21 protein-coding genes and 1 pseudogene are annotated in these 21,524 nt (G+C 55.2%); 6 read left to right on the top strand and 16 right to left on the bottom strand.

The annotated features are described in order from the left end of the window. Positions 1 to 27: 27 nt before the first annotated feature. From acpS to lepA, 7 genes are all read right to left on the bottom strand, one after another. Positions 28 to 408, bottom strand: coding sequence for a holo-ACP synthase (gene acpS, locus AC1RKC_RS13995; protein ID WP_020828251.1), 381 nt, complete (start codon positions 406 to 408; stop codon positions 28 to 30). Beyond that, positions 408 to 1,139, bottom strand: coding sequence for a pyridoxine 5'-phosphate synthase (gene pdxJ, locus AC1RKC_RS13990; RefSeq protein ID WP_046372886.1), 732 nt, complete (start codon positions 1,137 to 1,139; stop codon positions 408 to 410). Before pdxJ ends, acpS begins: the two co-directional genes overlap by 1 nt. A gap of 73 nt (positions 1,140 to 1,212) precedes the next feature. Continuing rightward, a complete protein-coding gene (recO, locus tag AC1RKC_RS13985) occupies positions 1,213 to 1,944 on the bottom strand; it encodes a DNA repair protein RecO (RefSeq protein WP_020828253.1) in 732 nt (243 codons plus the stop codon). 8 nt (positions 1,945 to 1,952) lie between these two features. Then, on the bottom strand, positions 1,953 to 2,861 hold the full coding sequence (gene era, locus AC1RKC_RS13980; protein ID WP_020828254.1) for a GTPase Era: 909 nt from the start codon (positions 2,859 to 2,861) through the stop codon (positions 1,953 to 1,955). Continuing rightward, on the bottom strand, positions 2,858 to 3,538 hold the full coding sequence (gene rnc / locus AC1RKC_RS13975) for a ribonuclease III (protein ID WP_041414862.1): 681 nt from the start codon (positions 3,536 to 3,538) through the stop codon (positions 2,858 to 2,860). Before rnc ends, era begins: the two co-directional genes overlap by 4 nt. A gap of 182 nt (positions 3,539 to 3,720) precedes the next feature. Beyond that, positions 3,721 to 4,698, bottom strand: a complete 978-nt coding sequence (lepB, locus tag AC1RKC_RS13970) for a signal peptidase I (protein WP_020828256.1) — start codon at positions 4,696 to 4,698, stop codon at positions 3,721 to 3,723. A gap of 32 nt (positions 4,699 to 4,730) precedes the next feature. Then, entirely contained in the window at positions 4,731 to 6,530 is a 1,800-nt protein-coding gene (gene lepA, locus AC1RKC_RS13965) for a translation elongation factor 4 (RefSeq protein WP_020828257.1), read from the bottom strand. A 542-nt stretch (positions 6,531 to 7,072) separates the two neighbouring features. On the opposite strand from lepA, the pseudogene AC1RKC_RS13960 reads away from it, so the two are divergent. Beyond that, positions 7,073 to 7,911 (top strand): annotated as a pseudogene (locus AC1RKC_RS13960) (hypothetical protein). On the opposite strand, the gene rseC reads toward AC1RKC_RS13960, so the two are convergent. Genes rseC through rpoE form a run of 4 tightly spaced genes read right to left on the bottom strand, consistent with a single transcriptional unit; the run spans position 7,908 to position 10,599 of the window. Then, complete coding sequence (rseC, locus tag AC1RKC_RS13955) at positions 7,908 to 8,384, bottom strand: SoxR-reducing system protein RseC (RefSeq protein WP_115058247.1); 477 nt, start codon at positions 8,382 to 8,384, stop codon at positions 7,908 to 7,910. The pseudogene AC1RKC_RS13960 and the gene rseC sit on opposite strands and share 4 nt — an antisense overlap. Then, positions 8,381 to 9,340 carry a sigma-E factor regulatory protein RseB gene (rseB, locus tag AC1RKC_RS13950; RefSeq protein ID WP_020828260.1) on the bottom strand — a complete coding sequence of 320 codons (960 nt, stop codon included), beginning with the start codon at positions 9,338 to 9,340 and terminating at the stop codon, positions 8,381 to 8,383. Before rseB ends, rseC begins: the two co-directional genes overlap by 4 nt. Continuing rightward, the gene (gene rseA, locus AC1RKC_RS13945; RefSeq protein ID WP_020828261.1) at positions 9,340 to 9,993 is read right to left on the bottom strand and encodes an anti-sigma-E factor RseA; all 654 of its coding nucleotides are present in this window, start codon (positions 9,991 to 9,993) and stop codon (positions 9,340 to 9,342) included. Before rseA ends, rseB begins: the two co-directional genes overlap by 1 nt. A gap of 30 nt (positions 9,994 to 10,023) precedes the next feature. After that, entirely contained in the window at positions 10,024 to 10,599 is a 576-nt protein-coding gene (gene rpoE / locus AC1RKC_RS13940) for an RNA polymerase sigma factor RpoE (protein ID WP_012146382.1), read from the bottom strand. A gap of 213 nt (positions 10,600 to 10,812) precedes the next feature. Between rpoE and nadB the strand changes: the two genes are divergently transcribed. After that, on the top strand, positions 10,813 to 12,414 hold the full coding sequence (gene nadB / locus AC1RKC_RS13935) for an L-aspartate oxidase (protein WP_020828262.1): 1,602 nt from the start codon (positions 10,813 to 10,815) through the stop codon (positions 12,412 to 12,414). Between the two features lie 42 nt (positions 12,415 to 12,456). On the opposite strand, the gene trmN is transcribed toward nadB, so the two are convergent. Beyond that, positions 12,457 to 13,239 (bottom strand): tRNA(1)(Val) (adenine(37)-N(6))-methyltransferase TrmN, encoded by a 783-nt coding sequence (gene trmN, locus AC1RKC_RS13930; protein WP_046372819.1) that lies wholly within the window; start codon positions 13,237 to 13,239, stop codon positions 12,457 to 12,459. A gap of 99 nt (positions 13,240 to 13,338) precedes the next feature. Between trmN and srmB the strand changes: the two genes are divergently transcribed. Further along, the gene (gene srmB, locus AC1RKC_RS13925; RefSeq protein ID WP_046372818.1) at positions 13,339 to 14,664 is read left to right on the top strand and encodes an ATP-dependent RNA helicase SrmB; all 1,326 of its coding nucleotides are present in this window, start codon (positions 13,339 to 13,341) and stop codon (positions 14,662 to 14,664) included. 58 nt (positions 14,665 to 14,722) lie between these two features. Here the strand turns inward: srmB and AC1RKC_RS13920 are convergent, their stop codons facing one another. From AC1RKC_RS13920 to grcA, 3 genes are all read right to left on the bottom strand, one after another. Next, entirely contained in the window at positions 14,723 to 15,478 is a 756-nt protein-coding gene (locus AC1RKC_RS13920; RefSeq protein ID WP_046372817.1) for an ankyrin repeat domain-containing protein, read from the bottom strand. Continuing rightward, positions 15,471 to 16,436 (bottom strand): Tle-like phospholipase domain-containing protein, encoded by a 966-nt coding sequence (locus AC1RKC_RS13915; protein WP_258090510.1) that lies wholly within the window; start codon positions 16,434 to 16,436, stop codon positions 15,471 to 15,473. Before AC1RKC_RS13915 ends, AC1RKC_RS13920 begins: the two co-directional genes overlap by 8 nt. Positions 16,437 to 16,622: 186 nt before the next feature. Continuing rightward, positions 16,623 to 17,006, bottom strand: a complete 384-nt coding sequence (gene grcA / locus AC1RKC_RS13910) for an autonomous glycyl radical cofactor GrcA (protein WP_020828267.1) — start codon at positions 17,004 to 17,006, stop codon at positions 16,623 to 16,625. A 346-nt stretch (positions 17,007 to 17,352) separates the two neighbouring features. On the opposite strand from grcA, the gene ung reads away from it, so the two are divergent. After that, positions 17,353 to 18,036: a uracil-DNA glycosylase gene (ung, locus tag AC1RKC_RS13905; protein ID WP_020828268.1), complete on the top strand. Its 684-nt coding sequence runs from the start codon at positions 17,353 to 17,355 to the stop codon at positions 18,034 to 18,036. Between the two features lie 51 nt (positions 18,037 to 18,087). Here ung and grpE read toward each other — a convergent pair whose 3' ends face one another. Further along, positions 18,088 to 18,660, bottom strand: a complete 573-nt coding sequence (gene grpE, locus AC1RKC_RS13900; RefSeq protein ID WP_048762707.1) for a nucleotide exchange factor GrpE — start codon at positions 18,658 to 18,660, stop codon at positions 18,088 to 18,090. A gap of 124 nt (positions 18,661 to 18,784) precedes the next feature. Between grpE and nadK the strand changes: the two genes are divergently transcribed. After that, positions 18,785 to 19,663, top strand: coding sequence for an NAD(+) kinase (nadK, locus tag AC1RKC_RS13895; protein WP_020828270.1), 879 nt, complete (start codon positions 18,785 to 18,787; stop codon positions 19,661 to 19,663). 86 nt (positions 19,664 to 19,749) lie between these two features. Then, on the top strand, positions 19,750 to 21,411 hold the full coding sequence (gene recN, locus AC1RKC_RS13890) for a DNA repair protein RecN (protein WP_020828271.1): 1,662 nt from the start codon (positions 19,750 to 19,752) through the stop codon (positions 21,409 to 21,411). Positions 21,412 to 21,524: the final 113 nt, after the last annotated feature.

Genomic DNA, 21,524 nt, shown 5'->3' with positions numbered 1-21,524 from the left:
CCCTTTTTTTCATGGCCGATCGCCGGCTTACCCTTCGATAATCACCGTCGCGCAAGCATAACGGCGTTCATCTGCCAGCGAAACGTGAATGGAGGTCACCCCCATTTGCTGCGCCAGCTCGGCGGCGCGAGCATGCAAGCGGATATTCGGCTTGCCGAGACCGTCGTTGAACACTTCAAACTGATTAAACGCCAATCCGTTTCGTATCCCGGTGCCGAAGGCCTTGGCGGCAGCTTCTTTCACTGCAAAACGCTTGGCAAGAAAGCGCACCGGCTGCTGATGCTGCTGATACACTTCCCATTCGGCATCGCTCAGTACGCGACGCGCCAGGCGATCGCCGCTGCGCTCGACAACCGCTTCGATACGCGCCATTTCAACGATATCGGTGCCCAGCCCCAGTACGGCCATTAGCGACGCGCTTCACGCATCAGCAGTTTCATATCCGTCACCGCCGCCGGCAGGCCGCACATGACCGCCTGGCCGATAATCGCATGACCGATATTCAGCTCATGCATTTCCGGCAGGGCCGCGATCGGCTGAACGTTATGGTAAGTCAGGCCGTGGCCAGCGTTGACCTTCAGGCCTTTCTCTGCGGCGTAGGTGGCGGCAACGGCGATACGATGCAGCTCGGCTTTGACCGCCAGTTCGCCTTCAGCTTCCGCATAAGCGCCGGTATGAATTTCAATGTAAGGGGCGCCCACCGCGACCGCTGCATCAATTTGGCGATGATCGGGATCGATAAACAGCGAAACCAGAATACCGGCCTGCGCCAAGCGTTCAACGGCGATGGCCATTTTTTCCTGCTGCCCGGCAACGTCCAGCCCACCTTCGGTAGTCACTTCTTCGCGTTTTTCCGGTACCAGACAGCAAAAGTGCGGTTTCAGCTCAACGGCGATATCCACCATTTCATCGGTCACGGCCATTTCCAGATTCATTCGCGTCTGGATGGTCTGGCGCAAAATGCGAACATCGCGATCGGTGATATGACGACGGTCTTCGCGCAGGTGCACCGTGATCCCGTCAGCCCCTGCTTGCTCGGCAATAAATGCCGCCTGAACAGGATCCGGATATTGGGTTCCGCGCGCGTTACGTAACGTGGCGATGTGATCGATATTGACGCCCAGCAGCAAATCAGCCATGACAACCCTCTAAAAAACGATTTTCAGTGGCCGTAGTTTACACGCGGGTGCAGTAGCGCAAAAGGAGAAAAGGTCAGGCGTCGTCGACCGGCGTATCCGGCTGTTTACGGACAAACTGACGGAACAGCTCGCGGCTCTTGAGCGGCTTACCGCCCAGGTAGGGTTTTAGCGCCATGCGGGTAAAACGCTTGGCGGCACGCAAGGTTTGCACATCAGGGAACTGACGCTCCGCCAGTGCGCGTAATTCGCGGCCGGTAAAGCTGTAGTGATCCACCACCAGGCTGGCGATAAAGCCTTTTTCCTCACGGTAGCGGTAGGTCATGCCGTCATCGACCGGCAGACCGCTGCCGGCGCAGTGCAGGAAGTCCAGACCGTAACCCAGGTGATTCAGCAAGGCCAATTCGAACTGGCGCAGTGCCTGCTCCGGCGAAACGTCTTCTGCCGCCAGCGCCTGCAAACATTGCAGATAGTCGAAGAACAATACCGAGTAATTGGCTTCCTGCTCAAGCACCCGTGACAGCAGCTCATTCACGTAGAGGCCGCTGTACAGCATCATGCCGCTGAGAGGTAAACCTAGGGACACCGCTTCGGCGTTACGCAGCGTTTTGACTTCGCCACGACCGCCCCAGCGTACTAACAGAGGGGTAAAGGGCTGCAGACAACCCTTCAGATTAGAACGACGGCTGCGCGCGCCTTTTGCCAGCAAGCGCACCCGTCCATGACCTTCCGTGAACATATCCAGCATCAGGCTAGTTTCACTGTACGGTCGTCCATGCAGGACGAAAGCGCGCTCCCAGCCGTCCATTGGAGAGGTTATTTCAGATCGTCGGTATAGCCCAGGCTACGCAACGCACGTTCGTCGTCCGCCCAGCCCGATTTCACTTTCACCCACAGTTCCAAATGCACTTTGGTTTCAAACATCTGTTCCATGTCCTGACGGGCTTCAATACCGATGGTTTTGATCTTCGCACCTTTGTTGCCGATGACCATTTTCTTCTGGCCTTCGCGCTCAACCAGGATCAGACCGTGCACGTTGTAACCACCGCGCTCGTTCGGCACAAACTGTTCGATCTCAACCGTCACCGAGTAAGGCAACTCTTCACCCAGGAAACGCATCAGCTTTTCACGGATGATTTCCGACGCCATAAAGCGCTGGGAACGGTCGGTGATGTAATCGTCCGGGAAGTGGTGTTCCGCTTCCGGCAATACCTTGCGCGCGATAGCGGCGATGGTATCGACATTCATGCCTTTCTCCGCAGAGATTGGCACCACATCGAGGAAGTTCATCTGTTGGCTGAGGAACGCAATGTGCGGCAACAGCTTGGACTTGTCGGTGACGTTGTCGACCTTGTTGATCGCCAGCACAACCGGGCATTTCAGGCTGCGCAGTTTGTTGACCACCATTTCATCGTCGGCGGTCCAGTTAGTGCCTTCAACTACGAAGATCACCAGCTCGACGTCGCCGATTGAGCTGCTGGCGGCGCGGTTCATCAAACGGTTGATGGCGCGCTTTTCTTCGATGTGCAGACCCGGGGTGTCGACGTAAATGGCCTGATAGGCGCCATCGGTGTCGATACCCATAATGCGGTGACGGGTCGTCTGCGGTTTACGCGAGGTGATGGAGACTTTTTGCCCCAGCAGTTGGTTCAGCAACGTGGATTTGCCCACGTTGGGACGACCGACTATCGCAATAAAACCACAGTATTGTTTTACTTCGCTCATTCAAGCTCCAGATTTTTCAGCGCTTGTTCCGCTGCCGCCTGCTCGGCTTTACGACGGCTTGAGCCGGTACCCATCACGGGTTCGCTCAAACCACTCACCTGACAGTGGATAGTAAACTCCTGATCGTGCGCCTCACCGCGAACCTGCACCACCAGATAAGAAGGTAATGGCAGATGACGACCTTGCAAAAACTCCTGTAAACGGGTTTTGGGGTCTTTCTGCTTATCACCGGGGCTGATTTCGTCCAACCGGCTGCGATACCAGTCCAAAATCAGTCGTTCAACAGTTTGAATATCGCTATCCAGGAACACGCCGCCAATTAAAGCTTCCACCGTATCCGCCAGGATTGATTCGCGGCGGAATCCACCACTTTTCAACTCACCCGGCCCGAGGCGAAGACATTCGCCCAGATCGAACTCGCGGCCCATCTCCGCCAGCGTATTGCCGCGCACCAGCGTGGCACGCATGCGGCTCATATCGCCCTCGTCTACGCGAGGAAAACGATGGTAGAGCGCATTGGCGATGACAAAACTAAGAATAGAGTCACCCAGAAACTCAAGACGTTCATTGTGTTTACTGCTGGCGCTACGGTGAGTTAACGCTTGCAGTAAGAGCTCCTGCTGTTGAAAAGTGTAGCCCAGCTTCCGCTGTAGCCTATTTATTACGATGGGGTTCATGAGTTACCAATAGATCAAGAATGCGTCAAAAACTTGCAGCATACGGAACAGGCCTGCTTCGCCGAAAGCCAATCCAAAGCTGTTTCGTTTGCAGTGGCTCCCAACAGGGAGCCAACTTTTTATCGCTCGAGCCGGTATTCTACAACGAGTGGAAATATAATGCTGCGTTTATAGACGCCTGATTAATGAATTCCACCGATGCGGCTAAATCTTACGCCGGTAGGCCATTCGCCTTCCTGCTTTTCAAAACTCATCCAGATAGCCGTGGCTTTACCCACCAGATTTTTCTCCGGTACGAAGCCCCAGTAACGGCTGTCGGCGCTGTTGTCGCGGTTATCACCCATCATGAAGTAATGACCCGCCGGGACAACCCATTCCGCCAACTGTTTACCCGGCTGCTGGTAGTAAGCGCCCACCTGATCCTGCGTGCCTGGCACGGTCAGAATATGGTGAGAAACCGAGCCCAGCGTCTCCTGGCGTTCACGCAGACGGATACCGCCCTGCGGCACGTTGTCGCTCAACGGGATCTGGTAAAAGCCGTTGCTGGCTTCGCCCATACCGCTGCGGCTGAACAATTGAACAAAGTCGCTTGGCTGCGCATCGTTGTAAGTCACCGCTAACGCGGTATCGCATGACTGACCGCTATTACAGGATGGCTGAACGGTTACGCGCTTATTGACCGGATCGTAACTTACACGGTCGCCAGGCAAGCCGACTACGCGCTTGATATAATCCAATTTCGGATCCAACGGATATTTAAATACCGCAATATCACCGCGTTTCGGATGACCGGTTTCAATTAGCGTGGTCTGGGTAATAGGATCTTTAATGCCGTAGGCATATTTCTCCACCAGAATAAAATCGCCAATCAACAACGTCGGCATCATCGAACCGGACGGAATCTGGAAAGGTTCGTAAATAAACGAACGCACCACAAAGACCAGCAACAACACCGGGAACACCGACGCGCCAGTTTCAATCCAACCCGGCTGCTTTGCCACTTTCGCCAGCGTTTTATCGTCCACGGCGCCCGCAGTTTGTGCATTGACCGCCGCAATCTTGGCGCGGCGGGCAGGCGCCCATCTAAAGCGCTCAAAGGCCCAAATGATCCCGGTTGCCAACGTTGCCAGCGCCAGGATCAGGGCAAACATATTCGCCATGCAAACTCCCTAATTACGCGAACTAATCGCTCTTACTTACTGTCTTTGCCAACGTGCAGAATGGCCAGGAACGCTTCTTGCGGCAACTCTACGTTACCGACCTGCTTCATACGTTTCTTACCGTCTTTCTGTTTCTGCAACAGCTTCTTCTTACGGCTAACGTCGCCGCCGTAGCATTTTGCCAGAACGTTTTTACGCAGCTGTTTCACCGTGGAGCGCGCGATGATATGGGTGCCGATCGCCGCCTGAATGGCGATGTCGAACTGCTGACGAGGGATCAGCTCTTTCATCTTCTCCACCAGCTCGCGGCCGCGGTATTGCGCATTGTCGCGGTGAGTAATCAGCGCCAGCGCATCCACACGCTCGTTGTTGATCAGCACGTCGACACGCACCATGTCAGAGGTCTGGAAGCGCTTGAAGTTGTAATCCAGCGACGCATAACCGCGTGACGTAGACTTCAGACGGTCGAAGAAGTCGAGTACCACTTCGGCCATCGGGATTTCGTAAGTCAGCGCAACCTGATTGCCGTGATAAACCATGTTGGTTTGCACGCCGCGTTTTTCGATACACAGCGTGATGACGTTACCCAGGAATTCCTGCGGCATCAGCATGTGACATTCGGCGATCGGCTCACGCAACTCTTCGATATTGTTCAGTGGCGGCAGCTTGGACGGGCTATCAACGTAAATCGTCTCTTTGCTGGTAGTTTCCACTTCATACACTACCGTCGGTGCGGTGGTGATCAGCTCCAGATCGTATTCACGTTCCAGACGTTCCTGGATGATCTCCATGTGCAGCAGGCCGAGGAAGCCACAACGGAAGCCGAAGCCCAGCGCGGTGGAGCTCTCTGGCTCATAGAACAGGGAGGCGTCGTTCAGGCTCAGCTTGCCCAACGCATCGCGGAAGGACTCATAGTCGTCGGAGCTGATCGGGAACAGGCCTGCATAAACCTGCGGCTTCACTTTTTTGAAGCCCGGCAAGGCTTTGTCCGCCGGCTGGCGCGCCAACGTCAGGGTATCACCCACCGGCGCACCGAGGATGTCTTTGATTGCGCAGACCAACCAGCCTACTTCGCCACAGTTCAACACGTCGCGATCGACACGCTTCGGCGTGAAGATACCCAGACGATCGGCGTTGTAGGTTTGGCCGGTGCTCATGACTTTAATCTTGTCGCCCTTGCGCATGGTGCCGTTTTTAACGCGCACCAGGGAAACTACGCCGAGGTAGTTATCGAACCAGGAGTCGATGATCAGGGCCTGCAGTGGCGCATCCGGATCGCCTTGCGGCCCCGGGATATCGCGCACCAAGCGTTCGAGCACTTCCGGCACGCCAACACCGGTTTTGGCGGAACAACGCACCGCGTCGGTCGCGTCGATGCCTACGATATCTTCAATTTCCTGCGCGGCGCGGTCAGGATCGGCAGCCGGCAAGTCAATTTTGTTCAGTACCGGCACCACTTCCAGATCCATATCCAGCGCGGTGTAACAGTTAGCCAGAGTCTGAGCTTCTACGCCCTGCCCGGCATCGACCACCAGCAGCGCGCCCTCACAGGCGGCCAGTGAGCGCGAAACTTCGTAAGAGAAGTCAACGTGCCCTGGGGTGTCGATAAAGTTGAGCTGATAGGTTTGACCGTCCTGCGCCTTATAATCCAGCGTGACGCTCTGCGCTTTGATGGTAATACCGCGCTCGCGCTCCAGATCCATAGAATCGAGCACCTGCGCGGCCATTTCACGTTCGGTCAAGCCACCGCAAATTTGAATGATGCGGTCGGACAGCGTCGACTTACCGTGGTCAATGTGGGCAATAATGGAGAAATTTCGTATATGCTTCATTATAAAAGTTTTTCTGCCTTGGTATTTCTGAATTACTCGCCTATAGAAACCCGCATGGACCTAAAGCGACAGTGAATGGGTTCGGCCGTCTTGCGCCTGAATCGCTGCATTCTACATGTCACAACACTGAAAACCTAGCGATCGGTGCAGTGAAGGCATTCTATTATGTGCACTTTAATGTTACAGAGCGCCCCGGGTTATGAAAGCTGATGTTAACAAAACTCAGCGTGCTCACAACACCGCGTTGCAACAGCCGTTGCCCTCTGCATTTCTTTCTCCGCCATCGGCGGGATCCGGTAGTAATACATAACCGCCAATAACGCAATAAACCCTCTCCGAGTTATTGATTAAATAATATCTGGATCAATATCTTAGAATTGCCGTCTACCCCTCCGGCTTTAGGAAAAACCCCATATACGCCTCCCGGTAGCTTCTATAGAAATGAAGGTGAACACCGTGACAAAACATAATTCAGGGCACTACATCGGCATGCCCACCGGGGTTCACCAGCATATCTCTACGTATTGATTGGAAGGTGCAAAATGATCGATAAAGGGCAAATGCTGAGCCGGCACGATTTTTCTAAGGTCAATTGGGGCATTCTGACGGCAGCGGCGCTGCTGTTAACCATTGGTGCGGCGCTGCTGTTGCTGCCGCTGCTGAGCAATATGGATGAAAATGCAATACTGACCCTACTGCAAACCGGCGCAGCCACTATTGTACTCGGCTGTATTCTTCTGGCGCTACGCCACTATCTGCGGCCAGCGGTGACTTACCGTCTGTACGAACATGGCGTTAGGGTGATTAACCAACATAGTCACAAAGAACGCTTTATCCCCTTTGAAAAAATTGGGGATATTTATCGTTTTCGCGGCGGGCGACTGTTTGGCGGGCTATTCGACGTAATGGCATTTCGTGCCTCGGCTGAACACCCCTGGTACCCGGTGTTCAGCAACCTGTCTCACTCCTGGCGGCTGGCTGATACCATTATTAATCAGCAGATCCAGCAACGTGGGCCGCTGGCGCTGAATGCGTTGTATCAGGGGGAAGTGCTGTCGTTTCACTATCTCAGCTGCGGAGCTCGCTGGCTGAATCATTTATTGCCCGGAAACCGACAAGGAAAACAGGTTCAAACGCTGCAGTTGAGCGCGACGGCGCTTATCACGGCACAAGGATCAATCCCGATTGAACAGATCCGTGAACTCGAGAATAATCCACGACGTGGCACCATTCGACTGCTGGATAACCAGGGGAATGCGTTGTTTACGATAGGGTATTTTTCGCTGCTCAGCGCAGACCTGTTTGTCGCACTGTTAGAGCATATGATCTACAGCCGCATCCCCGCCTACCATAACCGGCGGTGATGCGGCAGCAGTTTTAAAGCAGAGGTTCGTTTTCCGTCTGCAGGCGCATGGCCCCAGGCGGTAAACCAATTTGCAAAACGACAGGTTGGTAATTGGCTTGCTCGCCGAGACGATGAGCCAGACCACGCGCCAGAATAAAAGCCAGGCCACCGCCAAGCAATGCACCGAGCGCGGCAGAAGCGTCAGTACCCAGCCAGTATTGCAACAGGCTGCCACCCAGCATCATTCCCACCAGCGGCGTCAGATAAACCAGCATCGCTGAACGCAGCAAGCTGCCTTCTGCAATGCCTACTTCGACGCGTTGACCCGGCTCGAGCGGCTGCTCAATGCGTACCTGCAGTTGGTGTTCGGTTTCCGGCACCAATTCGTTTAACGCGCGCGCACCGCATCCAGAGCGAGCAGTGCAGCTGCCGCATCCGGCTTTAGGTTCACAACGCAACAGCGCCACACCCTGTTGCCACGAGACGACCGTGGCCCACTCTTTCATCATTGTGGTGATACCTTGAAGGAAATACTGTCTGCAATACGTTTGGCCGTTGCCGGCGGCAATTCGCCAACAATGGTAATTTCATTGCCGTTACGCACTTCGGTTTGAATCGTGCGTCGACCCTGACGATAATACTGCTGGCCCGCACCGCTGCCCGCAGGGCTGATATTGACCGAGAAGCTGAATAAACCATCGCTGTAAAGCCGTGACTCTACCGGCTCTGTCACATTCGGCAGTTTACGGCGATTACGCGCCACCTCGTCCACCCCAGCCGGTAACCAGCCCGTGCTCCAGCTCAGCTTGATTTTATCTACCGCAGGCAGCGACAGCAATGGTGGCAGGTTAGCTTTGATCAGACCTTCCATCACGCCCTGTACTTGCGGCCCGACCACGAACGAAATCACCCGATATTGCTCCAGCGTTTCACCGTCGCGATCGATCAGATCCACCCGCAGTGGCAGTTTGGTATCTTCGTCCATCCAGACAATATAGCTATAACGTGAACCATCACGCGCAACCACGCGAATCACTTCGCAGGGACGATCGGAAATACGGGTGCTGCCAACGGAGATGAAATCGTAATATTTCGCCAGGCGGCTGAAATCGGCATAAACAATCGCCGGCAACGCATCGACGATATGATCGCCGGACAGCGTAAAGGGTTCCAAACCGGGTTCGAAATAGCTGATCCCGCCGCCGCGCTGTAACACTTCACGACGTGGACCATCCATATGCAGCAGTTGACCGAGAGGCAATTGATCGATCACCGCATGACGATAACGCAGCGATTCAATCCCCTGCTTGCTGATGCTGATATAGGCGAGTTCATAATTGAGCGAACGGCTGGCACTGCTCATCTGTTGCAACAACGCCCCGGACGCAGTGGGCTGCGCCGGGGCGATGCTTGAGTAGAGCAGGCTGCCCGTCAATAGACAGACGGAGAACCAAATTTGCTTCATTACTGCTGTTGCATTCCTAAAGACTGAGTTCCGGGAACCTGAACGGCAGCCTGTTGTGGTGTGCTTTGCTCAAGCTGCAGCTGATCAGAATGCAAACGACGTTGCAACTCATAATCTTGCAGCATAGCGTTAATGCGTTTGCGCTGTTCCTGCACCTGCTGCTGTTGTCCGCTGCCGGTAGAGAAACTGTCTGCCGGTACACCAAGGCTAACCGGTGACGCCTGCCCCATGATTGGCAATGTGGTGAATGCAGGTGATTCTGCAGCACCCGATTGCGCAGCCGGCTGATTGTACTGCTGTACGCCGACAATCACCGCGAGCGACACGCAGGCCGCCATGCCAATCTGTGTGATCTGGCTGGCCCAAGGACGAACTTTGTCCCAGAACGGCATTTTTTGCCAGGTATGCGGTTGCGGCTGAGACTCAGGCACGGCAGAAGGAACCAGACGTGCGGGTTCTTTCTCAAGTGCAGCAGCAACACGATCTGCGATATCGAAATGCATGACTTGCCCGATATCACCCCGTAGTGTGTCACGTATCAGGTGATAGCTCTGCCAGCTTTGTTGAAGCGCCCTGTCTTTAGACAATGAACTCAGTAGCTCGCTGTCGAGCGATTCTCCATCCATCAGAGCGGAAAGCTTTTCTTTCTGCATGCCTAAGTACCCTTCCTGTGTCCGCCATTGCTAACGTTGAATCAGCGGTTGAACTTTATTATCGATAGCCTCCCTGGCGCGGAAAATACGCGAACGTACGGTTCCGACCGGGCAATCCATGATGGCAGCTATCTCTTCGTAGCTTAGACCATCCAGCTCCCGCAGGGTAATCGCCATGCGAAGATCCTCAGGGAGAGACTCAATGGTACGGAAAACTATCTGTCTCAGCTCTTCTGACAACATTAAGTTCTCAGGGTTCGAAATTTCTTTCAGTGCACCCGCACTTTCGTAATTTTCTGCGTCGTTGGCATCCACATCGCTGGATGGCGGACGACGGCCCTGAGCAACCAAATAATTCTTTGCCGTGTTCACGGCGATTCGATACAACCAGGTATAGAAAGCGCTATCCCCACGGAATGATTCCAGTGCGCGATAGGCTTTAATAAACGACTCCTGCACCACATCCGGCACATCGCCCTGCGGTACATACCGGGAAACCAGACTCGCAACTTTATGCTGGTAACGAATTACCAGTAAGTTAAACGATTTCTGATCGCCCTTTTGGACCCGCTCAACCAGAACTTGATCCGTTAACTGCTCGCTCATCCGAGGTAAACTCTCCCCAAATCCGTCTCCACGCGTAAAATTGTACTGCCAGCCATACATTGTTTTCCTGAGCAAGCACTCGCTTGGAGTTCATACAGAACGCGAAGTTCCGTATTGCCATTGTTTTTTATGTTGATGTCACCCATCCGTGGCTTTTGCCCGGACAATTAGGCTAACATGAATTTCACTCTTCTTCTGCACACATCATACGTTATGCAACCATCATCTGAACATGTTAGCGATGTACTGATCGTCGGCAGCGGTGCTGCGGGCTTGTCACTGGCGTTGCGCCTGGCGCAGCATTGCAAGGTTACCGTACTCAGCAAGGGGCCGCTCAACGAAGGCGCCACATTCTATGCCCAAGGCGGGATCGCCGCGGTTTTCGATGAAACGGACAGTATTGCCTCACACGTTGATGACACTTTAATTGCCGGAGCCGGCCTGTGTGACAGAGACGCCGTTGAGTTTATCGCTGGCAATGCCCGCCACTGCGTGCAGTGGTTGATTGACCAAGGGGTCTTGTTCGACACCGAAGTCAACGCTCAGGGCGAAGAGCATTACCACCTGACGCGGGAGGGGGGGCACAGCCACCGCCGTATCCTGCATGCCGCTGATGCTACAGGTAAAGAAGTAGAGACCACACTGGTAGGGAAAGCAAGCGCCCACCCCAATATTTGCGTGATGGAACGCCGCAATGCGGTCGATCTGATCACCTCCAACAAAATCGGCCTGCCGGGCACCCGCAGAGTCGTCGGCGCCTACGTCTGGAACCGCGAGCTGGAGCAGGTAGAAACCTATCGTGCCAAAACGGTGGTGCTGGCAACCGGCGGTGCAGCCAAGGTGTATCAATACACCACCAACCCGGATATCTCTTCCGGAGACGGCATCGCCATGGCCTGGCGCGCAGGGTGCCGGGTCGCCAACCTCGAATTTAACCAGTTTCACCCGACCTGCCTGTTCCACCCGCAGGCACGTAACTTCCTGCTGACCGAAGCCTTGCGCGGTGAAGGGGCTTATCTGAAGCGCCCGGACGGCAGCCGCTTTATGCCCGATTTTGACCCACGAGGCGAACTGGCACCACGCGATGTCGTTGCCCGCGCCATCGACCACGAAATGAAGCGCCTGGGTGCGGACTGCATGTATCTGGATATCAGCCATAAACCGGCTGAGTTCATTACTCAGCATTTCCCGATGATCCATGAAAAACTGCTGACGCTGGGTTTCGATCTGACTACGCAACCTATCCCTATCGTACCCGCCGCGCACTACACCTGCGGCGGCGTAATGGTCGATCAGCATGGTCGTACCGATCTGGATGGGCTGTATGCCATTGGCGAAGTCAGCTATACCGGCCTGCATGGCGCCAACCGCATGGCGTCCAACTCGCTGTTGGAGTGCTTGGTTTACGGCTGGTCAGCAGCAGAAGACATCAAGATGCGTCTGCCGTTTATCAAGTTGGCGAAACAGCTGCCGCAGTGGGATGAGAGCCGGGTGGATGACGCGGATGAACGAGTGGTCATTCAGCACAACTGGCATGAGTTGCGGCTATTTATGTGGGACTACGTGGGTATTGTGCGCACCACCAAACGGTTGGAGCGTGCCCTGCGCCGCATCAATACGCTGCAGGCGGAAATTGATGAGTACTACGCCAACTTCCGTATCTCCAACAATTTGCTGGAGCTGCGAAATCTGGTGCAGGTGGCGGAATTGATCGTACGCAGCGCCATGGCGCGTAAGGAAAGCCGTGGGTTGCACTTTACGCTGGACTATCCCGATATGCTGCCGGAAGCGCTGCCGACCATACTGCAACCCTAGCAGCGACACCGCAAGGGCGCCTACTGTGGCGCCCTTTTCATTTCAATAGAACAAGTAGAAATCGGTAATCAAACGGCGGAACGCTTCGGTGTAACTGCCATCAGCCAGCTTGATCGCCAGGCTTTGCGCCGCTTTTTCTCCCGTCGGTTGACGAGTCAGGGCCAGCAGCACGCGATGTAACGGCGTATCGGCGCGATCGCTGACGTTCAGCCGTTGCGCAGTATGCCATCCACGGCGTTGTGCATTACTTTCAAAGGCCTCACCAATATCATGCGGCAGCACTACGCAAAAAGTCCCCTGTGGGGCAATCAACCGTTCCGCGCTTTCCAGCAAAGCATCGTGGGTAAGCGTTTCAGTATAACGCGCGTTGTGACGAGCCTGGTCCCGGCAGGCGACAGCCGGCTCAAAATATGGCGGGTTGCTGACGATCAGGTCGTATTGGCCGGCATGGTGCTGGGCATAATAATGAATGTCCTGCGCATGCACCTGGATACGCTCAGGCCAAGGCGATTCCTGCACGTTGTCACGCGCCTGCGCGGCGGCAGCCTCGTCCAGCTCCACGGCGTCAATCAGCACGGACTCGGCTGAACGCTGTGCCAACATCAGCGCGATCAGTCCGCTACCGCTGCCGATATCCAGCACGCGTTGCGCCTGCGCCAAGGGCGCCCATGCGCCGAGCAGCACGCCATCGGTGCCCACCTTCATTGCACAGCGATCGTGAGCAACAAAAAACTGCTTAAAGGTAAAACCACCGCGACGCGGGGTGAAATTTGCTTTCGATTGAGTACTCACAATAACCACCTGAAGACAAAACTGGCGTAGCATAAGGCAATCTGATTTTTGGGAAAAGAGATGCTTTCCGCTTAAATAGGTGAAGAACGCGGCCAACCCGTCTATAATCGGCGCCCCAAGTAGAGGTAGACCATGACAGTAACCAATTTTTCCGAACTCGAACTCGATGAACGCCTGATAAACGCCCTGCGCGATAAAGGCTACGAACGCCCAACCGCCATTCAAGCCGAGGCGATCCCGCCTGCGATGGATGGGCGCGACGTATTGGGTTCGGCGCCAACCGGCACCGGCAAGACCGCAGCATTTTTGCTGCCGGTATTGCAACATCTGCTCGACTTCCCACGTAAGAAGTCCGGCCCACCGCGCGTACTGATCCTGACTCCGACGCGCGAGCTGGCGATGCAGGTAGCCGATCAGGCTCGTGAACTGGCTGCTCATACTTCGCTGGATATCGCCACCATCACCGGCGGCGTCGCCTATATGAACCACGCGGAAGTCTTCAGTGAAAACCAGGACGTGGTGGTCGCGACCACCGGCCGCTTGCTGCAGTATATTAAAGAAGAAAACTTCGACTGCCGCGCAGTAGAGACGCTGATCCTCGATGAAGCCGACCGCATGCTCGACATGGGCTTCGCGCAGGACATCGAAACCATTTCCGCCGAGACCCGCTGGCGTAACCAGACCCTGCTGTTCTCCGCGACGCTGGAAGGCGATGCCATCCGCGAATTCGCCGAACGCATTCTGAAAGAACCGGTAGAGGTCGAAGCCGATCCGTCACGCCGCGAACGTAAAAAGATCCTGCAATGGTACTATCGCGCCGACGACGTACAGCATAAAACCGCCCTGTTGGTGCACTTGCTGCAGCAACCGGACGTGCAGAAATCCGTTATCTTCGTGCGCAAACGTGAGCGTGTGCATGAGCTGGCCAGCTGGCTGCGCGAGGCAGGCATCAACACCTGTTACCTCGAAGGCGAAATGGTGCAGGCCAAGCGCAACGAAGCGGTAAAACGTATGATGGACGGCCGTGTGAACGTGCTGGTCGCAACCGACGTTGCTGCGCGAGGTCTGGATATCCTGGATATCACCCACGTGTTCAACTTCGACATGCCGCGCACCGCAGATACCTATCTGCACCGTATCGGCCGTACCGGTCGTGCCGGGCGTAAGGGCACCGCAATTTCGTTGGTTGAAGCACACGACCACCTGCTGCTGGGCAAAGTGGGCCGTTATCTGAACGAGCCGCTGAAAGCGCGCGTGATCGATGAACTGCGTCCATCAACCAAAGTGCCAAGCGAAAAGAGCAACGGCAAGCCTTCGAAGAAGGTACTGGCCAAACGCGCGTCAGACAAAGAAAAGAACAAAGAAAAAGCCAAGGTGAAAGTACGTCATCGCGATGCGAAAAACGTAGGCAAACGCCGCCAGCCAAAGGCCAAGCCCGAGGGCAGCGGCGCGAAGTAATACCGCCGCAGTGAATAAAAACCGCCTCCTTTTCCGCAGGCGGTTTTTTTATGCGCCGTTACTGCTGTCCGTATTGCGCCGCCTGTTGATGGGCTTTCAGCCAGGCGTTCAGTTGACGATAGCGATCGCGCATTTCTTCATTCTGCAATGCCGTCGGCGTCTGCGATAAATAGAACTGGAAGGCCACGCCTTGCTGATTGCGCGCTTTGGCGTCCGCCCCCGCCTGCAACAGCATCAGCGCCAACTGCGGCGCATTGATTTTCGCCGCCAGGTGCAAAGGCGTATCCCCTAGCCGATCGCTAAGGGTGACATCGGCACCGGACACCAACAGCAGCCGTACTTGCTCCTCCCGCCCCGCCAAGACTGCCGCTGCCAGCGGCGTAGCACCGGTCACCGCATTGCGCGGATTCAGCGGCACTCCGTGTGCCAACAGCAATCGCAGATACTGCGGGTCCTGCACCGCTGCGGCTGTATGCAACGCGCTATTGCCATCCAGGCCCGGAGTGGTCGCATCGGCCCCCAACGCCAGCAGCGAGCTTAGGCTTTGCGTTTGCTGCGACAGTATGGCCCATTGCAGCAAAGTGACCTGACGGTCCCCCTGTTCATGCAGGCGCGCCTCAGTTGCCTGTTCGGCAATCCCGTTGGTGTCACCACGCGCCACGGCCTGAGCCAGTGCCAGATTGCTGCGCCCGTTAAACGGAGAAATTTCCTGATTCATCTGTTGTTCCTTAGCCATCATCAGCAAACCGACGATCGCGATTACCGCCAGCGTGGCGACCATTAACGTCTGCCATAGGCGCCGCCGTTCAGGCATTGGCCTTCGTCTCCCATGGCTTTTGCTCCGCCATCGAGCCGATCACCTTATCAATCCCATGAGCAGTCAGGCTGCGATCCAGGTGTTTGCTCGGGCGCCAGTCGTCAATGCCGCTCAGGGTGTCGTTATTGGCCAGCGTGATTTTATGCCCAATGGCATCCGGGATCAGCGAAGTGGATTCCTGCGTGCCGGTCAGCATGTCGTATTGCTCGCTGTAACGGCGGATACCGCCGGCTTGTGCATCCTGCTTCGCCGCTGCCGGATCGATCCCCATACGATTCAGCGTATAATCGGAAACCCCGGCAGCGTTAAAAGTCACCGCCACCGTGCCCGTTGCCAGCGCTGCCGTAGCCGCCAGACCGCCGCCAAGCGAATGACCGGCGATCACCAGCGCATCACCAAAGGCTGCCTTGGCGCTTTTCGCAAGGGATACCGCCTGATTGTACTGCACATCGTCATAACCGGTCGCCTGGCGCACGTTGCTCAACCAGTCGCGCATATCATTGGTGCCGGCGAAGGCCAACACATACTGCTGATTATCACTGTAAATCCCGGCCTGAAAACCCGACGCTGCATCTTGCAGACTGGCAGGATCAATGCCAACCCCCAGCAAAGCATCGGCACTCAACCGATTGAATCCTTCGACGCCCTGACTGCCGGTGCTGTAAACGTCTTTAGCCAGTAACGCCAGCGTATAGTCCCCCTTCTGTGGCTGCTGACCGCGTGTCACGCCCTGATTCGCCGCCGCCGCCGGCGCTGCTGCCGACAAATCGCTGACCAGCGTGTTCAGCAGGTTCTGGGCATTCAGGCTATTCTGGGAAAGCGTGGCCGCGGGGGCCTTTGATGCCGAGGGTTCAGTAGGCTGGGAAGGATCCAAACGCTCTGGCAGCGTACGCGTTGCCGGGGGCTGAATCGCCGCAGGGCTGACCGCAGAGGTAAAACTCAAAGACATACTCATGCCGACTCCTTGTCGATAGACTTATCAATGCCGCACCTCATTGGGTGCTGATGTAGCTATCGGCAGGTCGGAGCAGTTCTGTAATGAGAAGAATTATCTTTGCGAGGAATGTGATCCGGATTCACTTTCTGGCCGTTGCGGCAAGAAAAAAGGGAGCCGAAGCTCCCTTATTAAGCGTGCGTAAAATTACAGACTTTCTGTAAAAGTACGTGTAATCACGTCACGCTGCTGTTCTGGCGTCAGCGAGTTGAAACGCACTGCATAGCCGGACACGCGGATGGTCAGCTGCGGGTATTTTTCCGGATGCTTTACCGCGTCTTCCAGAGTTTCGCGACGCAACACGTTCACATTCAGGTGCTGACCACCTTCTACGCGAACGGTCGATTGCATTTCCAATGGCACTTCACGGTACTCGATCTGGCCCAGTTCGCTGACCGGTACCACCTGATCTTCCGCATAGTTGGCTTTAGCGCAAACGCAGCGGGCTTCTGATGTTTCGTCGTCCAGCAGCCAGAAAGAGTTCACCAGCGCCTGGTCGTTCGCTTTAGTGATTTGAATACCAGTAATCATTTTGTTGCCTCCGTACAAGGGCGAAAAATTCTACTTCGAAAGAAAACCCAATGTTGGTTTCGGCCATTTGGTAAAACCATTGTTGTCTTGTTGTTCTGTATACCAGTCTGGCCGGGGCAATTCTTTGATTAAAGTCAATTTTCACGGGGTACCCACAGAGCGAGAATGGGCAAGTTTATGTTTTATGTCAATTTTCCCTGTAGAGCACATCGCAATTATTTTTGTAAATTTTAAAAAATATTTATATGCAGGAGCGCGGCGGAAAAAGAAAAGCAGGTTTCGCTGCGTGGCACTAAACGGTAAGCTATGCCCAGTGAATTGTTAACGAAAACAAAGGAGAGCGTTTATGTCCACCTCCCTCACCTGGCATGATGTTATCGGCAAGGAGAAAGAGCAGCCCTATTTTCATGAAACGCTTGCCTTTGTTGCCGCTGAACGCCAGGCCGGTAAGACCATTTACCCACCGCAAAAAGACGTGTTCAACGCCTTTCGTTATACCGAGCTAGCGGACGTGAAGGTGGTAATCCTCGGTCAGGATCCCTATCACGGCCCGAATCAGGCCCACGGGCTGTCCTTTTCGGTGCTCCCTGGCGTACCCGCTCCCCCTTCGCTGGTAAACATGTACAAAGAGCTGGCGACGGATATCCCGGGCTTTGAGCGCCCCAGCCATGGCTACCTGCAAAGCTGGGCGGAACAGGGTGTGCTGTTGTTAAACACGGTATTGACCGTTGAAGGCGGCCAGGCGCACTCCCACGCCAAACTGGGCTGGGAAACCTTTACCGACAGAGTGATCGCCGCGCTGAATGAAAACCGCGAAGGCATCGTGTTCCTGCTCTGGGGATCGCATGCGCAGAAAAAAGGCAACTTTATCGATCGCAACCGCCACCACGTGTTGAAAGCGCCACATCCATCGCCGCTTTCCGCCCACCGAGGGTTCTTGGGCTGTCGCCACTTCTCGCAAACCAACCAACTGTTGGAACAGCAGGGGCTGGCGCCTATCGACTGGCTACCGCGACTGCCGCAGGCATAACCCAGACGCAAAAAAGGCACCCGCAGGTGCCTTTTCCTTATTGAATTCGGCTTAAGCCTTGGCTTTGGAAACCGCCACCATCGCCGGGCGCAGCAGGCGACCATTCAGCGTATAGCCTTTCTGCATTACCATCATGACGTGGTTCGGCTGGTGATCGGCAGATTCCATCAGGCTCATTGCCTGGTGCACATCCGGGTTGAACGGCACGTTAATATCACCAACGATTTCAATCCCGTACTTACGCACAACGTCCTGCAGGGACTTCAGCGTCAGCTCGATGCCTTCAATCATCGCCGTCAGTTCCGGATTGTTTTTATCCGCCATTTCCAGCGCGCGCTCCAGGTTATCCAGCACCGGCAGCAGATCACCGGAAAACTTCTCCAGCGCAAATTTGTGTGCTTTTTCGATATCCAGCTCAGTGCGGCGGCGGACGTTTTCCATTTCCGCTTTGGCACGCAGCAGGCTGTCGCGTTCATGCTGCTGGGCTTCGGCCAGTTGAGCTTCCAGCTCAGCAATGCGCTCATCCCGCAGATCGACGCCCTCAGCCGCTTCCGGCAAGACTTCCTGCTGTTCCATTTCTTCCGAGACTTGCTCGTTTGGCGTCTTCTGTTCTTTACTACTCATGAATATCTCCGCGTTTTAGCATTAATCTCGCAACTTGGCTTATTATGGGGATCAAAACCGGGGTTTCAAGTCAACCGGTCACAATGTGGGGCATAAACTGGTCCCGGTGAGGAAAATCACAACAATGAATAAAAAATTCGCCTGTATTGGCATTGTTGGCCACCCGCGTCACCCTTCGGCGCTGGCAACGCATGAGATGTTGTTTCACTGGTTAGTCGCCCGAGGCTATTCAGTGATGATTGAACGCCAAATCGCTCAGGATTTGGGGTTAAAAGATGCGGTTACCGGCAGCCTGGCGGATATTGGCCAAAAGGCCGACCTGGCGGTAGTGGTCGGCGGCGACGGCAATATGCTCGGCGCAGCCCGCGTTCTGGCCCGCTACGACATCAAGGTGATCGGCGTTAACCGCGGCAATCTCGGCTTCCTGACCGATCTTGACCCCGACAACGCACTGCAGCAACTGGCCGACGTGCTGGAGGGCGAATACATCGATGAACAGCGCTTCCTGCTGGAAACCATCGTGCACAAAGAGAACCAGCAGTGCCGCATCAGCACTGCCATCAACGAAGTGGTACTGCACCCCGGTAAAGTGGCGCACATGATCGAGTTCGAAGTGTATATCGACGATCGCTTTGCCTTCTCGCAACGCTCTGACGGTCTGATTATCGCTACCCCGACCGGTTCGACTGCCTATTCGCTTTCTGCCGGCGGCCCGATCCTGACGCCATCGCTGGAAGCCATCGCGCTGGTGCCGATGTTCCCGCATACCCTCTCGGCCCGCCCGTTGGTGATCAACGGCAACAGCACCATTCGCCTGAAGTTTTCGCAGATCGGCAGCGATCTGGAAATCAGCTGCGACAGCCAGATCGCGCTGCCTATCCAGGAAGGCGAGGAAGTATTGATACGCCGCAGTGATTTCCATTTGAATCTTATTCATCCAAAGGACTACAGCTATTTCAACACGTTAAGCACCAAGCTGGGCTGGTCTAAAAAATTGTTCTAAAAATATCGCCAGCCCCTTTACTGTATATAAAACCAGTTTATACTGTATGAAACTACAGTTATGTGTTTATACACAGGAAGGTTCCCATGCTGGCGCAATTGACCATCAGCAATTTTGCTATCGTTCGTGAGTTGGAAATTGATTTTCAACCGGGTATGACGGCGATTACCGGTGAAACCGGCGCCGGTAAATCTATCGCCATCGACGCGCTGGGGCTGTGCCTCGGCAACCGCGCCGACGGTAACGTCGTCCGGCTGGGAGCCGCCCGTGCCGATATCTGCGCCCGTTTTTCACTGGCAGATACCCCTTCTGCACGCCAATGGCTCGAACAGAACCACCTGGACGACAGCAATGAGTGCCTGCTGCGCCGGGTCATCAATGCAGACGGCCGCTCACGCGGCTTTATCAACGGCACTTCCGTGCCGCTTTCGCAACTGCGCGAACTCGGTCAGTTGCTGATTCAAATCCACGGTCAGCATGCCCACCAGTTGCTGCTCAAGCCCGATCACCAGAAGCAACTGCTCGACGCCTATGCCGACGAACCTGCCCTGTTGGCGCAGATGCAACAGGCTTATCAGCGTTGGCACCAAAGCTGTCGCGAACTGGCCCATCATCAGCAACAGTCCATCGAACGCGACGCACGCCAACAGTTGCTGCAATACCAATTGAAAGAACTGAACGAGTTTGCGCCCGTGGCCGGTGAGTTCGAACAGATAGATTCGGAGTTCAAACGCCTGGCCAACAGCGGCCAATTGCTGACCATCAGCCAGCAGACCCTGCAATTGCTGGCTGACGATGAAGAAAACAACATGCTGAGCCAGCTTTACACCGCCAAACATCTGCTGGTTGAGCTGGTCGGCATGGATGAGAAACTCAGCGGGCTGCTGGACATGCTGGAAGAGGCGTCGATCCAAATCAGTGAGGCCAGCGACGAACTGCGTCACTATGCCGATCGCATGGATCTGGACCCCAACCGCCTGCAAGAACTTGAACAGCGTCTGTCGCGCCAAATTAACCTGGCGCGGAAACATCACGTTGCGCCAGAGGAACTGCCACAGCTGCACCAACAGATGCTGGATGAGCAGCAGTTGCTGTCGCAGCAAGAGAACGACCATGAACACCTTAACGAGGCGGTCACTCTGCATCATCAGCAAGCGCTGCTGTTAGCGGAACAATTGCACCAGAAGCGCCAGCACTATGCCGCAGAGCTGACCACGTTGATTACCGACAGCATGCAGGCCCTCTCCATGCCGCACGGCAAATTCAATATCGACGTTCGCTTCGAGCCGCAGCATTTGAGTGCTGAAGGGGCCAGCCGTACCGAATTCTGTGTGTCCACCAACCCAGGCCAACCGCTGCAAGCGCTGGCGAAAGTGGCCTCCGGTGGCGAACTGTCCCGCATTGCGCTGGCTATCCAGGTGATTACCGCTCGCAAGATGGAAACCCCGGCGTTGATTTTCGACGAAGTGGACGTCGGCATCAGCGGTCCGACGGCCGCCATTGTTGGGCGCCTGTTGCGTCAACTTGGAGAATCTACCCAAGTCATGTGCGTCACCCACCTTCCACAGGTGGCCGGTTGTGGGCATCAGCACCTGTTTGTCAGCAAGCAGACTGACGGCACGGAAACCGAAACGCAGATGTCACCGTTGGATAAACGTGCTCGTTTGCAAGAATTGGCGCGCCTTCTTGGCGGCAGCGAAGTCACCCGAAACACCCTGGCGAACGCAAAAGAACTGCTTGCTGCATAGAAAAGCTCAACTTTTTTACTTTCCTGAGGTCATATTGGGGCCCTGCAAAGGTTTCCAACTGCTGCAAGGTCTATTATCATCGGCATCCTATGCCCTAAAGGAATGTGATTACT

This window comes from Serratia sp. GW822-FHT06E05 (genome assembly GCF_058799445.1).
The sequence above is the reverse complement of the archived record's forward strand: the minus strand, read 5'-3'. Positions and strand labels throughout refer to the sequence as shown.